The sequence below is a fragment of the Komagataeibacter ossonobensis genome (assembly GCF_057359305.1).
The window spans coordinates 1-13,496 of the sequence record NZ_JBXAYQ010000017.1 but is presented as its reverse complement, the minus strand read 5'-3'; the positions used below and the strand labels follow the sequence as shown (position 1 = coordinate 13,496).

Annotated in this window: 17 protein-coding genes and 1 pseudogene; 6 read left to right on the top strand and 12 right to left on the bottom strand. The window is 58.4% G+C overall.

Annotation, left to right across the window (positions count from 1 at the left end):
* Nucleotides 1–97: 97 nt before the first annotated feature.
* The 9 genes from AC1RQ9_RS10770 to AC1RQ9_RS10730 all read right to left on the bottom strand — a co-directional run bounded on the left by AC1RQ9_RS10770 (nt 98) and on the right by AC1RQ9_RS10730 (nt 6,462).
* The gene (locus AC1RQ9_RS10770; protein ID WP_485986873.1) at nt 98–1,837 is read right to left on the bottom strand and encodes a relaxase/mobilization nuclease domain-containing protein; all 1,740 of its coding nucleotides are present in this window, start codon (nt 1,835–1,837) and stop codon (nt 98–100) included.
* Between the two features lie 193 nt (nt 1,838–2,030).
* Nucleotides 2,031–2,702, bottom strand: a complete 672-nt coding sequence (locus tag AC1RQ9_RS10765) for a lytic transglycosylase domain-containing protein (protein ID WP_485986872.1) — start codon at nt 2,700–2,702, stop codon at nt 2,031–2,033.
* A complete protein-coding gene (locus tag AC1RQ9_RS10760) occupies nt 2,699–3,040 on the bottom strand; it encodes a DUF736 domain-containing protein (RefSeq protein WP_485986871.1) in 342 nt (113 codons plus the stop codon). The genes AC1RQ9_RS10765 and AC1RQ9_RS10760 overlap by 4 nt, the downstream gene beginning before the upstream one ends.
* A gap of 58 nt (nt 3,041–3,098) precedes the next feature.
* Nucleotides 3,099–3,728 carry a S26 family signal peptidase gene (locus tag AC1RQ9_RS10755; protein WP_485986869.1) on the bottom strand — a complete coding sequence of 210 codons (630 nt, stop codon included), beginning with the start codon at nt 3,726–3,728 and terminating at the stop codon, nt 3,099–3,101.
* Nucleotides 3,725–4,213, bottom strand: coding sequence for a DUF2840 domain-containing protein (locus AC1RQ9_RS10750; protein WP_485986868.1), 489 nt, complete (start codon nt 4,211–4,213; stop codon nt 3,725–3,727). Before AC1RQ9_RS10750 ends, AC1RQ9_RS10755 begins: the two co-directional genes overlap by 4 nt.
* Nucleotides 4,210–5,283 (bottom strand): replication initiator protein A, encoded by a 1,074-nt coding sequence (locus AC1RQ9_RS10745; protein WP_485986867.1) that lies wholly within the window; start codon nt 5,281–5,283, stop codon nt 4,210–4,212. Before AC1RQ9_RS10745 ends, AC1RQ9_RS10750 begins: the two co-directional genes overlap by 4 nt.
* The gene (locus tag AC1RQ9_RS10740) at nt 5,280–5,579 is read right to left on the bottom strand and encodes a helix-turn-helix transcriptional regulator (protein WP_485986866.1); all 300 of its coding nucleotides are present in this window, start codon (nt 5,577–5,579) and stop codon (nt 5,280–5,282) included. Before AC1RQ9_RS10740 ends, AC1RQ9_RS10745 begins: the two co-directional genes overlap by 4 nt.
* Nucleotides 5,580–5,675: 96 nt before the next feature.
* Nucleotides 5,676–6,197, bottom strand: coding sequence for a DNA -binding domain-containing protein (locus tag AC1RQ9_RS10735; RefSeq protein WP_485986865.1), 522 nt, complete (start codon nt 6,195–6,197; stop codon nt 5,676–5,678).
* Nucleotides 6,198–6,255: 58 nt separating this feature from the next.
* Nucleotides 6,256–6,462, bottom strand: coding sequence for a transcriptional regulator domain-containing protein (locus AC1RQ9_RS10730; RefSeq protein ID WP_081749441.1), 207 nt, complete (start codon nt 6,460–6,462; stop codon nt 6,256–6,258).
* A gap of 271 nt (nt 6,463–6,733) precedes the next feature.
* On the opposite strand from AC1RQ9_RS10730, the gene AC1RQ9_RS10725 reads away from it, so the two are divergent.
* Complete coding sequence (locus tag AC1RQ9_RS10725; protein WP_025439265.1) at nt 6,734–6,985, top strand: helix-turn-helix domain-containing protein; 252 nt, start codon at nt 6,734–6,736, stop codon at nt 6,983–6,985.
* A 50-nt stretch (nt 6,986–7,035) separates the two neighbouring features.
* On the opposite strand, the gene AC1RQ9_RS10720 is transcribed toward AC1RQ9_RS10725, so the two are convergent.
* The 3 genes from AC1RQ9_RS10720 to AC1RQ9_RS10710 form a co-directional block, all read right to left on the bottom strand.
* Nucleotides 7,036–7,353 carry a DUF736 domain-containing protein gene (locus AC1RQ9_RS10720; RefSeq protein WP_025439266.1) on the bottom strand — a complete coding sequence of 106 codons (318 nt, stop codon included), beginning with the start codon at nt 7,351–7,353 and terminating at the stop codon, nt 7,036–7,038.
* Between the two features lie 623 nt (nt 7,354–7,976).
* The gene (locus tag AC1RQ9_RS10715) at nt 7,977–8,393 is read right to left on the bottom strand and encodes a hypothetical protein (RefSeq protein WP_485986863.1); all 417 of its coding nucleotides are present in this window, start codon (nt 8,391–8,393) and stop codon (nt 7,977–7,979) included.
* A gap of 368 nt (nt 8,394–8,761) precedes the next feature.
* Nucleotides 8,762–9,442: a DNA methyltransferase gene (locus AC1RQ9_RS10710; RefSeq protein ID WP_485986861.1), complete on the bottom strand. Its 681-nt coding sequence runs from the start codon at nt 9,440–9,442 to the stop codon at nt 8,762–8,764.
* Between the two features lie 355 nt (nt 9,443–9,797).
* On the opposite strand from AC1RQ9_RS10710, the gene AC1RQ9_RS10705 reads away from it, so the two are divergent.
* The 5 genes and pseudogenes from AC1RQ9_RS10705 to AC1RQ9_RS10685 all read left to right on the top strand — a co-directional run bounded on the left by AC1RQ9_RS10705 (nt 9,798) and on the right by AC1RQ9_RS10685 (nt 13,391).
* Complete coding sequence (locus AC1RQ9_RS10705; protein ID WP_485986860.1) at nt 9,798–10,433, top strand: hypothetical protein; 636 nt, start codon at nt 9,798–9,800, stop codon at nt 10,431–10,433.
* Nucleotide 10,434: 1 nt separating this feature from the next.
* Nucleotides 10,435–10,626, top strand: a pseudogene (locus tag AC1RQ9_RS10700) (helix-turn-helix transcriptional regulator); the annotation flags it as partial.
* Between the two features lie 87 nt (nt 10,627–10,713).
* Nucleotides 10,714–11,664: an ImmA/IrrE family metallo-endopeptidase gene (locus AC1RQ9_RS10695; RefSeq protein WP_485986930.1), complete on the top strand. Its 951-nt coding sequence runs from the start codon at nt 10,714–10,716 to the stop codon at nt 11,662–11,664.
* A gap of 216 nt (nt 11,665–11,880) precedes the next feature.
* Nucleotides 11,881–12,459: a hypothetical protein gene (locus tag AC1RQ9_RS10690; RefSeq protein WP_025861816.1), complete on the top strand. Its 579-nt coding sequence runs from the start codon at nt 11,881–11,883 to the stop codon at nt 12,457–12,459.
* A gap of 8 nt (nt 12,460–12,467) precedes the next feature.
* Entirely contained in the window at nt 12,468–13,391 is a 924-nt protein-coding gene (locus tag AC1RQ9_RS10685; RefSeq protein ID WP_485986858.1) for a Kiwa anti-phage protein KwaB-like domain-containing protein, read from the top strand.
* The last annotated feature ends 105 nt before the right edge of the window (nt 13,392–13,496 follow it).

The window sequence follows — 13,496 nt, the reverse complement described above, 5'->3', positions numbered from 1 at the left end:
GCCGTGCCTCAACGAGGCGGACCTGATTGAAGGCTCGATGACGTCGCTGGGCTTCTCCGAGAACCATTCGCCGCCGTCCGACATCCACCCTCCCCGGTCATAGACCCATTCCCCGTTTGCGCGCGAACGACCAGTCGATCCCCCCATCGCCGCGCATGATGCCCGACACCTCCCGCCCGCGCTGTTTTTCCAGCGACGGCGACCATGGCACCAACTCGAAGCCCAGCCCGTCATCGATCATCGCGAACCGGCCCGACGCCAGGTTGAAACGCTGGTGATAGGTACCGGTAACGGGATCGCCCTCGCCGCTCCGCCGGATCGGTATCCCCGACTTACCGGCGAGGCTCCGGCCCAGCGCGTCCAGCTCCCGCTGGCGCAGCGTGGCGATTAGGTCCCGCGCATAACGGATGCCCCCGCCCTCGCGGCTGGCCAGACCCTGCTCTACCAGATGATCTGTGCGTTTTTCCATCGCTTCTTTGACCTCGGCGCCGAACCCGGTAGACGCCAGGGCAAGAGGCTCCGGAGCGATGGCCTGCCGGTCAAGCCAAGTCGCGCCCTCCGCCGTCACCTGCCGCTCCAGCGTGACGTCCGAACGCACAGCCAGCGCGATACAATCACGTCCCTGTTTGTCGGTGAAACGCCGCAGTTCGACAATCGAACCGACCGCCCCATCACCTGCGGCTTCGAGGTGCGGCAGACGGACATGGTGCGTGCGACCATCAATTCCGTCGATCACCGCATAGGCCGTGCCGCGTAGCTCATCGTCGAGGCGGCGATCGACCAACCGGCCGATGACGGGATCGGTGGTGTCCTCGGCGGCCATGACCCAGGATGATGCGGCACGATCGATCTTCTGCTCCGCCAGCCCCCGGTGGATCCGTTTGATGATGTCGTTGCGCTCGCTGATCTCCCGCAAGGTTGCCTCGGCGCTCTCGTCCATCCGCCAGCGATCCAGTCCGACCTGGCGCGCCAGCCCCATGGTTTCCAGACGGCGCAGGCGACCCAGCTTCACGGTGGCGAAGGCGTCCGACGTTGCGCCCGGCGCGCGTCCGAGATCAATGACACCATCCTCTTCGGCGTCCTTCTGAAGCTGGCGGTCAAGCTGGGTCCAGCGGTCGGCATTCACCTGCCGCTCGACCGCCTGGTGGATGTCGTGATCGGTGCGCGGTCCGAGTTCCAGTGTCACCAGATCCTGAGCACGGGCACGCATGCCCTCGCGGATATAATCGCGCGCGATCACGAGGTCGGAACCGTCCTCCGCGACGCCCCGGACGATGACGTGTAGATGGGGATGCGCGGTGTTCCAGTGATCGACGGCGACCCAGTCGAGTTTCGTGCCGACGTCGGCCTCCATCTGCCCCATCAGATCCCGCGCGAAGGCCCGCAGGTCCGACATCTCCGGTGCGTCCTCCGGGGAGACAATAAAGCGGAAATGATGGCGGTCCCCATCGCATCGTTCCGCGAAGTCCGACGCCCGTATGTCGTCGCTGTCCTTGCCGAACAGGCGCGCGTCCTCCCCGTCCCGCGTCACGCCCTCTCGACGCAGGTAACGGAGGTGTGCCGCCAGTGGCGTGGCACGCGGCGCATGTCGCACCACACGAGCCTTAATCACGACGCCCCGCGAACGGCTGGTCAGCAGGCGATTGGCAGCATGGGCGGCTGCCCTGCCGCGCCCGAAACTGGAGCAACGCCTGGCACTGATTTTCCCAGCGCGGGAGACCCTGCCACCGGCCCGCTGCACCGACGCCAGCACCTGCGTCACGAAGGGTCGCGCCTGCCGGGCGCGGGTAGAGCGGATGCGCCCTGGCCGGACCCGGAATTCCTCGTCCCTGTTCATGAAAAATGTCCTGCACCGCGCGAAAGATCACTTCGGATCAATGAGATGACACCTCGACGCGAGGTGTGGAATTTCCACGCACCTCGCAACAAGACCTCAAAAACCCCGAAAAACAGCCACCCCGACCGAGCCGCGATGTGCGGCCTTTTATCCAGCCCTCACTTTTTCTGCCCTTTTCCGCGGTTTTCACGCCTCACTGGACCTGATCCGATCCCGTCAGCGGGACCATGCCGGACCTCTCCCCGGTATGCCCTGGGAAGAGGTTGTCGGGAGCAGCGACATGATGTGCCTCGGGTGCTCGAAACGCATCGGGATAGCCAGAAACGAAGAGCGCAGCCGTCATCCAGGAACGAGCCGGAAAGGACAAAAAGGCAGCGGGCAAATGAATGGCAGACGATCGGTTTTTCATCAGCCATGTGACGAATTCCACGTAGGAAATCGTCTCGGCAGGCAATGGCCGACCAGTCGCCAGATGATCGTCATAGCGACCAGGTCCGGCATTGTAGGCGGCAAGAAACCCCGCATCGCCATAGCGGTCATGCAGCCATCGCAGATAGGCTGCCCCGGCCGCGATATTGTCATGCGGATCGAAGGGATCATCCCCCAGATTGAGCGTGCGCCGGACGTCCTTCCATGTGCCCGGCATAAGCTGCATCAGCCCCATCGCGCCAGCACCGGAAATCGCATGCGGATCGCCGGCACTTTCGGCTTGCAGGACCGCCCGCACCCACGTCGCCGGGATCGCGTTCTGTTCCGCCGCCTGACGCACCAGATCGTCGAAATCCTGCGCGTGGACCGGAACGGACGAGAGCGGCAGCGCGAGCATGGACAGCACACCGGCGGACATGAAAAGCCGGCGGCTCATTCCCGGCCTCCTAGGTGTTTTGCGGGCCGGTTCCAGACCAGTTGCCACTCACGCCCGCCGCGCCCAGCCTGGAACAGCGTGGCGCGGATCGGTTGCGTGAACGAGGGATCGTCCAGGACGACGGACACATACTCGCCGGCGCGCTCCCCGGTGCGTTTCCATCCCGCGCCCAGTTCTGGTCCGGTATCCCCGTTGCCCAGATGAATGCGATAATCCGGGGCATTTTCCGCGCCATTGTTTTCCGCTGGTACGAAGGTCAGTTCGGCGTCCAGCGACAGGGTGCGCACACGCCCGGCAAATCCATCGGCGGTGCGGGTGAAAAGTCCGATCTGGCTCATGAGAAAAATCCTTTCAGACAGAGTGGGAGTGACAGAGAATTCAAGGGCTGAATGATCATCATTGAATGGGCGGCTCACTCTCTTTCGCGGGCATCATTGGTGGAGCCAGGAGCAGTCCCTTCCGCATGGGATCATCTGGTTCCGGGAGGGGATCGAAATGCGGCGGCGGTGGCTCCGCCTCGCCCGTACGAACATGAACCGGCACGGCGCGACCGATGACGGTGTCCATCGGCAGGACGCCGAAATACCGCCCGTCCAGACTGGTCGGCACGGCGGCGTTCATTACGAAGATCTGCCCTGGCCCGAGACGTTGACAGCCCTGCCAGACCGGCAGCTTGCGGCCCCTATGGTCGACGGGTTTCGCATCGCCGGCCGGTTTCCCGTCGATGGTGACATGCACGCCGTTGCGGCACACACTCTGCCCGGAGAGTGCTGCCACAGGCTTGAGCAGCGGCACGCCGAACGGCAGGTAGCCGCGTGTCGCCAGCAGCGTCGCCTCGTGCTCGGGAAGGCGGATGGCGACGATGTCACCGACACGGATCGGGACGGTGCGCTGGATGCGATACAGCCCGACCGGAACGCTGGCCGTTTCATTCCAGACCCAACGCGGCGCGGGATGAAACGCCAGCGAGGCGCCCACGCCGAGCACGGCGAAATACGTGGCGAAGAACCAGGCGCGCCGGGTCATGACATGGCCCTCCTGCGCAGCCATCCTTCATGACGTTCGCGCGTATAGGGACGCGGCTCCTGCGCTGCTGTGAGACGGTGATGCAGGTGCCGCCAGTGATCGGGACAGGCGGCGGCGGGATCGATCCCCAGCACCTCCACGCCGTCGATCGCTTCCAGCACGCGCCGCACCTTTGGCCAGCCGCTCTGGCGCAGCAGGCTCTCGCCACCAGGGCGCACGAACGGCACGGTCTGGCAGGCTTCACACGCCCTGACGGCGCGCACGATGTCGATGCAGGACACGACGGTCCCGAAATCGTTCGCGGCCCAGCGGATGAAGGCGAACACGCTGTCCGGCGTGAAGCTCATCAGTCGGCGCCGACGGTCGAGAATGCGATCCTCGACGGGATGCCCGAACCGGATCCAGTGCTCGATGCGCTTCTCGATCCACGTCAATTCAACTGTGGTGAGGACAGCGTCGTCCGGCCGGAAAGAACGGCCGGTCATGGAACACCGACCATGCGATCCGCGACCGCTTCCCGAGCCTTTTCTCCACGCCCCGACCGGGCGGCCGGAAGGGGAGCGAAAAGACCGAAATCCCCTACATAATAAGTTATTATATTAGTTATATAAGTTACGGGGCTGATTCCGCTTTTGAAAACAACGCATTGCGACGTTTTCTGCACCGTCAGCAACGGTATTTCCGCACCGTGACCAATGGTATGTTCCGCATCCTGACCAATGGCAGGATTCACATGGTTATACACAGAACCGGTGGATGATACCGTTGGGGAGATACGCAGGACTGGCTGTTTTCCGCTAGAAATGACCTTGCAGTCATAACCTGGCACGACCCTGCGGCGGGTAATGCCGGCGACGTCGATCACGAAATTCCGCCAGGGAGAGAGGGTGCCGGACCGCGCATGGAGATCACGAAGATCGAAACTCCACCCATCTTTCTGCCGACCAGCATGTCGACGCGCCAGACGGTAAAGCCACCGCTCCAGGCCGCCATAAAGCCGGAAATAGGCGGGATCGACGCTCAGGACATGGGAGCAATCACAGGCCATCTCCATGAGCCAGTCCGGCAGGGTCAGGGCCACCCCATCCTCACGGGAAATCCGGACGTCACTGATCCAGGCGAACGGCTTCTCGCGCCACTCCGGCCCCTGCCGCAGGCTGGTGGTGACACGCGTTTCCGCCAGACGCGCGAGGGCGCCATAAAGCCGGCGATACTGGTGGGTGCCGTCAGCCCATCCCAGATCCTGGAACAGCCGCCACGGGGTGAAGCGCACATGGCGCGACACCCACAAATCGTGGTTGAGGGCATCGACGATCTGACCAGTCAGCCAGAGCAGGATATCGGCGTCCCGGATCGTCGCCATACCCAGAGGAGCCGAGGCTTCGACAACGATCTCCATTTGACGCGAGCGGTAGCGAAGGGGTTCAAGGCGCGCCATGTGCCCCAGCGCGAAGAACGGACGCCCCATCAGATCGCGAATGTCGCGGGGCCGTGCCGACCCCGTGATCACAAAGCGGCGGTCGGGCTGGCGCCAGCTATCGGCGGCCGGCATCATCGTCCGGTACTCCGCTGCTGGGCTTTGCGAGCCCTGGCCTGCAATCGGATGATGTAGGCGCGCGGGTCGGATGGCAAGGGAATGCCGCCACCATCCCCGGTGGACAGCCGGACGTTCAGATCGGCCCAGGCGCACAGGTCTTCGACGGCATAGACGATCCGGCCGCCAAGCTGGCGGTAGAGCGGACCGGTACCGCAACTCCGGTGCTTTTCGAGGGTGCGGATGGACAGGCCAACGAAATTGGCCGCATCCGGGGTGCGCAGATAGCGCGGTGGCAATGTCGGCTGGACACGCATGGGGTCTTCCTCCCGGTGGATCGGGCCGCGTGCGGAATGGCGCGGCTCATGGGAGGACGCTGCCGGAGAATGGGGCTTGGGGAGGGATGACAAAGTTCAGGCCGTCAGGCTGTCACCCCCCTGCTTCAGCCCGTGAAGGAGGGCGATGTGGCCGCCGTTCAGGTAGAACCCGGCAGTGTCGAGATCGCGGTAGAAAGCCCGGTGCCATGAACTGGCGCGCCATTCATTGCGGGACAGGTGCAGGATGCGCTCGCCGTAGATGCCCGCCGCGATCCGGCGTGTCGCCACTCCCGTGCGCCGACCTTCGGCGATGCAAAGCATGCGTATCTGGCGGAGTTTCTGCTGAGAACTCAGGCGCAGGACGGGTGGAATTGGGCCGGGTAATTGACCGGCAAGCAGGCGGCCGAAGCGCGCAACGCAGGTCAGACGGGTCGCGAGGTGCCCGTCATCGATGACGAACCAGGTTCCTGGCGCGTCGGGCTGCCGATCGACCACAATGACGATGCGTAGCACGCCAGAATCGCTGTCCAGCACGAGATGGATGCCATCGGGACCGTCATGTCGTACACGGACATAGGGTGCCAGCCGAAGCAGAATGTCACCCCCGTCGCCACGCACGGCGACCTCCGGCGCGATGTCCGGATCCCAGAAAGCGGGGGCAAGCCATGCGGGAAGGTCAGGATCGACAGGGAAAACGCAACCCCCAGCGACGGGCGAAAGCGCGCCATGCCTCGGCGTCAACCTTGCCCGTCGTCATGGTTGCTGCATGATCGCGCCGGTAGGCCGGGTTGTGTCGTAGCCATTCCTGGGCGAGGCCGGCAGGGTCGAGCCCGGCGAAGGCGCGACGAAGGGGCGCGGCATCCCACGGCCGGATTGTCGGCACGTCCCCCTCCCCCGATATGTCATGGATTCGACCCAGTATCCGGTGCAGGACCGAAACGGGTAGTCCCGAAGACTCAGGGAGGCGATCCCGAACATATCCGGCAAGGACCGGGTAGTTTCGATATTGAGGGGCAATTCACGCCAGACGGGCAGGAAACTTCAGTTTCCGCGACATCACGTGATGCCCATAGCGCATCACGGGAGAAGGCGTTTGACGTTCCGTGTATTATAATACGTAGCGCGATAATACACAAATCGTTCCTATCCTGCGGATGGACATCCGAGGACTTTTCGGCGCGAACGTGAGGCGCCTGCGACGCGGCGCCGGCCTCAGCCAGGAAGCCCTGGCGGAACGGATGGGCGTGGACCGCGCCTATATCAGCTGGATCGAGACCGGGCGCCAGAACGCGACGCTGCTCTCGCTATGGCATGCGTCGCAGGCGCTGGGCGTGCGGCCGGCGGCGTTACTGGATGAAAGCCACGTTGTCGCGACAGAAGAGGCACCGACCGACGGGAAGCCATAACTGGCCTGAAGAAGAAAGCCCCTCCGGCGAACCGGAGGGGCCGGGGGTGGTCAGTCCCCATTACGCGGGCGCTGGCGGGTCCAGACCAGGTTGTAGGCGCCCCCTTCGTCTTCGAAGAGGCTGGCGAAGATCGGACCGGGAAGGGTCGGATCGTCCAGCTTCACACTGAGATATTCGCGCCAGTCTGTGGTGTGCTTGATCCAGGCGGCCCCGGCTTCAAGTTTGCCGATCTGGACCCGGAAGTTGGGAACATTGTCGCTGGCCCGGTTGGCTTCGGGCACGAAGCGGATACCCCGGATTTTCTGTGTCAGGGTGACGATTTCGCCTTCGTAACTCTCGCCGACCTTCTTGAATGAACCGATGATCATTGTCCTGTCTCCTGGCTTGTATCGGGCCGCGACCACCGTGGCCTCGATGGCCATCGACAGCCCGGAGACGACCGGCGGCGCACCTGCGTGCAAGCCGGAGCAACGCGGAGGACGGCGGCACGGAACTTTGTTGCTTCGCGCGGAATGACGGCGCAGCCGGCAGGGGAAGAAAGTTGCGGGACGCCGTTGCGCCATAGCCGGGCGAGGCGAAGCCGGTCTTCGGGCAGATCGGCCATATCGAGAGGCCATGGTGTGCGGCACCGTCAGCCTTATGTGGGGACAGGGCAGTCCGTCGTGTTTCATGACTGGGGCGTGGGTCTGATGGGGACGTCTCCCTGCGTCTCGGGACAATCCGTGGCCGTTACCAGTCGTATCGAACAACGGGCCTGTGGCTATTGATCATCCCCACATCCGGACAGGAAAACAGCAAGGGGCCGCACCGATCCTGCGTTGCACCGTATGAACAGGTGTATCTCAGCGTGAAGCTGGACGGTCCGGCCCCCGATCCATCCGTCCATGTCCTTTCGATGAAGACGGCACACGCACTCATCCCATGGAGCTGCCCTTGCTCGCGCAACGGGGACTGACCGCTCCCCTACACTTGCCTGCCGGAAGATCAGGCTTCAGGCGGGCTGGATGGCGCATAGCCGCGTCCACGCGGCCCCGCCGACGCACAGCACCTCGAATGTCGCGAAGATATATGCCGGAATGACACCCATATCGCCCAACCCGCTGAACCCCAGTGTCATACCAAATCCCGCTAGCGCGGCCGGCAGGGCGAGCAAAAGCGAGACCGCACCCCGGATTGCAAGATCGTGCGAGGAGACGAGGATCGCCTGACCGAGCACCAGAACGATGATTCCGGCGGCGATACCAGCAAGGATGGCATGAGAGCCGGACATCATGGCGTGGTCATAAAATGTGGTGCAGACCATTGCCGCCACAAACAGGGGAGCGGCATAGACCGCACAGAAAAACAGCAGCCAGCACAGGAAACCGATACCGGCGACGCCAAGGACAATTCCGAGACCGAGCAGCATGGAGCGCATCCTTCCCATGAAGTGGAACACCCCACACATGCCGGGACGCTTCGGATATATCTAGGGAATAGAAGTCTGTTTCCCGACATCGTTTTCACGATCGGGACAGCGCGCGGAGCGCGCCAGACAATCCTGACCGAGGCGCCGCCTGTCGGTGCCTTCCGCTCGCGCCGGGAACGCGGCGCGTTGACTTGGCAGCGTTGGGATTGGATCAAAAAGCACCGGTCCAGCACCCTGTTTCACTGAACCTTGCGAGCCGGCGTGCCGGCGAGCGCCGCACGCGCGGGCAGCGCGTTTCCACCGCCGGTCCCGAAGGACCGGCGCGATTTTCTGGTCGTCCGGTAAGCGTGAAGAAAGAAAGGGGCGGCTTACGCCGCCGCCCTCCCTGCCCCGTGCCAGGCCAGCCGACGGGTCGCAGTGGCCGCGTGCTCCGGGTCCAGTTCCATACCCAGCCAGTCGCGCCCAAGATGCTGAGCCGCCACCAGCGACGAACCCGAACCCGCAAACGGGTCCAGCACCAGACCGCCCACCGGGCAGAAGGCTTCCACTAGGGGAAGGAGAGCCGCCACCGGCTTTTGCGTCGGGTGCAATTTATTGCCCGAATAGGGCATGTCGAGCACGTCCGGGATAGGTTTTGCCGGGGGCGTTACATTCCCCTTGGCCAGAAGGTAGGCACTTTCGTGTTCATACCGGAGAAATCGGGAAGATGACGAATAGGACTTGCGAAAGACAATATGCCCGACCATGCGGAACCCCGCCGCCTTCCAGGCATCGGTAAATAAATCAATCCGGTTCCAGCCATAGAACGAAACGGCAAAGCCACCCCATTTCAGAACACGGTGCATCTGGTTGAACGCGGGGCGGAGCCAGCGTGCATTGTCGTCGTTGCGCACCTTCCGCCCGTCCCTGCCCTGATAATTCACCAGGTAAGGCGGATCTGTCAGGATGAAATCCACCGCGTTGCGGGGAAGTGCACGCATCAGTTGCACACTGTCACCGTTAAGGATGGTATTGCGGAAATCGGTCGCCGTGTTGGTGTTGCCGGTCATTGTCTCTGCCCTTTGTTCCGCGAGGAACAGCCCCCGCTGTTCCTCTGCCTCGCGGCGAGCAGCGGGGTAGCAACGGCAAGGGCGACCGATGGGGAGGGGTATCACCCGGTCTGCACGGAGCGCAGCGCAGGAAGATCGGGGACACCCCATCGGGCGGCGTCAGCGCGCTGACGCGAACCCTTGCCGGCGCGAGGGCGGAGCCATTAGCCTTATTCTTTCATAAGATCGACAGTCAGTAACCAATGTTATCCCTTCACCCATTAAGACGCCGCACCTGACCATATAAAGACTTTTAAACGAAATTTTTTTGGGTTAAAATCCCCATAAGCGAAATCTTGGCGTTGAAGGGTCCGGAATGGAGCAGGTTCAGTATGAGCAGGGAATAGCCGAACTTCTTTTGGCCGAGATCCCTCGAGACGTTACCCATGCGATCAATGAGGGTTTGCTCGCTGGTGCTCGTCGCGCCTATGCGAAAACGAAGGATCTCAACAAAGGTCATCGCGCCAATGGCCTCGGTCAAGAGCGTCATTTTCTGATGAATGAAGCGTTTCATACTGCATTGGCAGTTCACAATGCCTCGCCAACTCCTATTCACGGAAATGATCTAATCGTCGGACATCAAGGCGAGATCATGTTGGGTCGTGTGAACGTCGGGCCAGTATGGAAAAACTGCCGGCGGAGTATCACCCGCCGCAGACTTTGTGCTTACAACGAAGCCCTTGGTCATTGGGTTGAAGCAGATCTCTTCAGTGAGCCTCCGCCTCATACTGCCATAGCCGCGTTTTTTGTGGCCGTTTTTTCAAAAGATCAGTCAGAATTACCAACTTCCATTCAAATCTCGGTACCTGACGCCGATATGTCCAAATGGCTTTTCCGTGAAGATGTAGAAAAATTTCTGCGCAGGTACGATGACCCACCGATGACCCAAGAAGATTTGGCTCAGCCTCGCCTCAAGGCTGCGCTTAGAAAGCAGAACGAAAGCGAAAAGTGACATGAGTCGTGGAGGCGTGCATGGGTTTCAAGCAGATCGTCTCAGCCAGATTCTGGCTGTGCGCCGGCTTACCCAAGCACAATTAGCATCTCTTGTTGGGGTTTCACCCGGCACAGTTAGCAAATGGAAAGCGGGAACGCAGGCCCCAGAATTTGAGGCGCTAAACAGACTGGCTTCGGTAGTGAATGTCACACCTGACTGGTTCATGCAGCCTTACCGGCCATCGCTTTCGACGCCCCTCTTTCGGAGTAACGCAGCCGCCCACGTGGCTGCTCGGACAATGCTCGAAGGACGTCTGGAATGGGCTGAAGAAGTTGCCTGTGGTTTCACTGAGTTCGTAGACTTCCCAGACGTTTCTCTTCCAAAACGGGAATTTCAAAATCCAGAAGAAATTACCCAAGAAGATATTGAGGATTCAGCAGATGAATGTCGTAAACTCTGGCGCTTAGGACGTGGGCCGGTACAGGATCTGGCCCTCGCTGTAGAAAGCGCCGGTATTCTCCTCGTTAGAGAAGAAACAGGAATACCTCAAATCGAGGGGCTTTCAGGATGGAGCTCTAGGCTTGGACGTCCATGTATTCTCCTCTCCTCCGATAAAGACAATGGCTTTCGAGGGCGTTTCGATCTCGCACACGAACTTGGACACTGCATCCTGCATAAACATATTGAACGCGCAACTAACCGCGATCGATATAACATGATGGAAAAGCAAGCACATGCTTTTGCTGGTGCATTCCTTCTGCCGGCTGATGGTATCGGCCAAGACGCTCCCTTGCATCCTACGCTTGATGATCTACTAATATTAAAACGGAAATGGGGGGTCTCTGCTGCGGCAATTTTAATGCGTCTTAAGGCACTGGGCCTTGTGGATGATGATGAGGCCACGAATCTTTTCAAGCGTCGCTCAGCTCGTTGGGGTAGTAAAGCTGAACCTGGTGATGAAGAGCGTGCTCCGGAAAGACCGAGGCTTTTAGGCAGGACGGTCGATCTTTTGGTACGCGAAGGGGTAATGCCACTAGAGCATGTTTCCCGTCATTTTGGGCTTTCTGACAATGATTTGGAAATGATTACGGCGCTTCCCGTAGGGTATTTTAAAACAAAAGAAAAAGTAGTTACGCTTGCCAGACTTCGTCAAGAAAAGGTTCCATCAAAAGAACGTAAGCTTAACCCTGACGGAGATTATCAAGCCAAGGTTCTGAATTTATCTCGTGGAGAAAAAGCCGGGAAATGACGAAAATGAAAACCCCATTCGGAGTAAACAATGCATAGGGAGTTTTTGCTTCAATGGCTGAAACGAAAAACCGAAGACCTTACCAAATCGAACTGCCACAACGGGTCGATAAATGAGAAGATTTCGTTAATTTGGGTATCCTTGTTTTGGGAAAATAAATATTCTGGAGCGATGGGTGCGTCCTTATAGGATAATTCCATATAAAGGGAGGGCGATATGCAATTCCGGCTCTTAACGGCAATTATGGTATTTCTAGGATCTTACCTGCCGTTGGCAGTGATTCTTTTCTCCCAAAATATCGACTATAAAGCGTTGGTTCATGGATTCTGCTGGCCCCTCAAAACGGGAACTTGTTCAATCCCTGTGAATGACGCGAAATATTCGATTGGTTTTCTTATAATTACAATGATATGCTTTGGGATAACCATTATTTCTCTTTTAATAATTCGGCCAACCCAGGACATCACTGTTTGTGAAGCAGAATATGTTCCGACAGATCTCATGAACTACACACTTCCTTATGTGGTGTCATTCATGGGAGTCGATTACAATGAAACAAATAAATTTGTAGGGTTCTGTGTATTTTTGGGTTGGATGTTCTGGCTTACACATAAATCTGGACAGATTTTTCTTAACCCTCTTCTCATCGCTCTCGGCTGGAGACTTTACGACGTTACGTATTCATTTGCTGGAAGCCATACCCAACATAAAGGACGTGCATTGGTGAAAGGATATCTAGAGCCTGGTATCTACAAGCAATGGCCCGTCCAAGACATCCAAATTATTAAACCTTAGGATTTATCATGAATATTCCAGAATATTTGAGTAATTTTGACGTTAGCAATGCAGGCTTAACGGTCTGGCTTTTCAAGAAGTCCGGAGGCGCAGGTGGAGCAGCTCCCACTTATAACGGGCATTGGATAGCTACAAATGACGATCTCAATACCGCTTTGAAGGAAGCGATCATCGAAGCTAGAAGCAGTATCAAAGAAGTGCATGATTATGGCCTTCTTGCTCAGAACAACGAATCTAGCGCTCTTCTTATCGACACTGACGAAACCCACGCCAGCTTGATCGTCAATCAATCTGCAAACGCACTACCTCAAAAGAAAGTCAAAAAAGAGTCTCATATTACAAATACTTATTTTTTTGTTGTACGACTGACCGATGGGGAAAATGTACTTCACGCCGTAAGAAGAACAGATTCTTCATGGCGGACGAAACGCCGAAAGGAGGTAATTGATATAGTATTCAGAGAAAATGCATTAGCTTTGGATCAATCACCTTCCTTCTCCCTATCGAAGCACGTAGATTTTTTTATCGCTGCCGATAAAATCATTATTCCACACAAAGCAAATTTTGAATCTGTTCTACATTATCGGCAAGCTCATGCAGAGGAATTTAACGTGCTCCAAGCAGAAACAGATTTCTCGCAAATCTTTTCATCCTTGGATGCGTTAACAGATTTTGTAGGTAACAATAAAATTCAGCTCCGCCGTATGTGTTCAATACGTCAAAAAGGTCATTACAAAGATCCTGCTTTTATGAGCAGATTAAAGCAGCAGCATCTGACGTATGGTTTGACTTTAACGTTTAATGCTGCTGGACAGATCGTCCCTACACCTGAAACATGCCGTGATATCATAACCGCGCTTTTAGACCATCGTCTCGCATCTGCATTTTCAGAGAATATTTACGACGTTCCTAATGCAACAGAGATCCCCTAGAAATCGCCTAGGCAATGAGGGTCGACACCCAATAAAAAGCGCCTCAGTGTCTGACCGAAAATGAGTTGAGTGATTTCAGCGGGTTATGATTCATGGGTTTGCGAT

What these genes read in the sequence shown, in the direction of transcription:
- AC1RQ9_RS10770 (WP_485986873.1), bottom strand. Translation starts at nt 1,837, where the DNA reads ATGAACAGGGACGAGGAATTCCGGGTCCGGCCAGGGCGCATCCGCTCT.
- AC1RQ9_RS10765 (WP_485986872.1), bottom strand. Translation starts at nt 2,702, where the DNA reads ATGAGCCGCCGGCTTTTCATGTCCGCCGGTGTGCTGTCCATGCTCGCG.
- AC1RQ9_RS10760 (WP_485986871.1), bottom strand. Translation starts at nt 3,040, where the DNA reads ATGAGCCAGATCGGACTTTTCACCCGCACCGCCGATGGATTTGCCGGG.
- AC1RQ9_RS10755 (WP_485986869.1), bottom strand. Translation starts at nt 3,728, where the DNA reads ATGACCCGGCGCGCCTGGTTCTTCGCCACGTATTTCGCCGTGCTCGGC.
- AC1RQ9_RS10750 (WP_485986868.1), bottom strand. Translation starts at nt 4,213, where the DNA reads ATGACCGGCCGTTCTTTCCGGCCGGACGACGCTGTCCTCACCACAGTT.
- AC1RQ9_RS10745 (WP_485986867.1), bottom strand. Translation starts at nt 5,283, where the DNA reads ATGATGCCGGCCGCCGATAGCTGGCGCCAGCCCGACCGCCGCTTTGTG.
- AC1RQ9_RS10740 (WP_485986866.1), bottom strand. Translation starts at nt 5,579, where the DNA reads ATGCGTGTCCAGCCGACATTGCCACCGCGCTATCTGCGCACCCCGGAT.
- AC1RQ9_RS10725 (WP_025439265.1), top strand. Translation starts at nt 6,734, where the DNA reads ATGGACATCCGAGGACTTTTCGGCGCGAACGTGAGGCGCCTGCGACGC.
- AC1RQ9_RS10720 (WP_025439266.1), bottom strand. Translation starts at nt 7,353, where the DNA reads ATGATCATCGGTTCATTCAAGAAGGTCGGCGAGAGTTACGAAGGCGAA.
- AC1RQ9_RS10715 (WP_485986863.1), bottom strand. Translation starts at nt 8,393, where the DNA reads ATGCTGCTCGGTCTCGGAATTGTCCTTGGCGTCGCCGGTATCGGTTTC.
- AC1RQ9_RS10710 (WP_485986861.1), bottom strand. Translation starts at nt 9,442, where the DNA reads ATGACCGGCAACACCAACACGGCGACCGATTTCCGCAATACCATCCTT.
- AC1RQ9_RS10705 (WP_485986860.1), top strand. Translation starts at nt 9,798, where the DNA reads ATGGAGCAGGTTCAGTATGAGCAGGGAATAGCCGAACTTCTTTTGGCC.
- AC1RQ9_RS10695 (WP_485986930.1), top strand. Translation starts at nt 10,714, where the DNA reads ATGCTCGAAGGACGTCTGGAATGGGCTGAAGAAGTTGCCTGTGGTTTC.
- AC1RQ9_RS10690 (WP_025861816.1), top strand. Translation starts at nt 11,881, where the DNA reads ATGCAATTCCGGCTCTTAACGGCAATTATGGTATTTCTAGGATCTTAC.
- AC1RQ9_RS10685 (WP_485986858.1), top strand. Translation starts at nt 12,468, where the DNA reads ATGAATATTCCAGAATATTTGAGTAATTTTGACGTTAGCAATGCAGGC.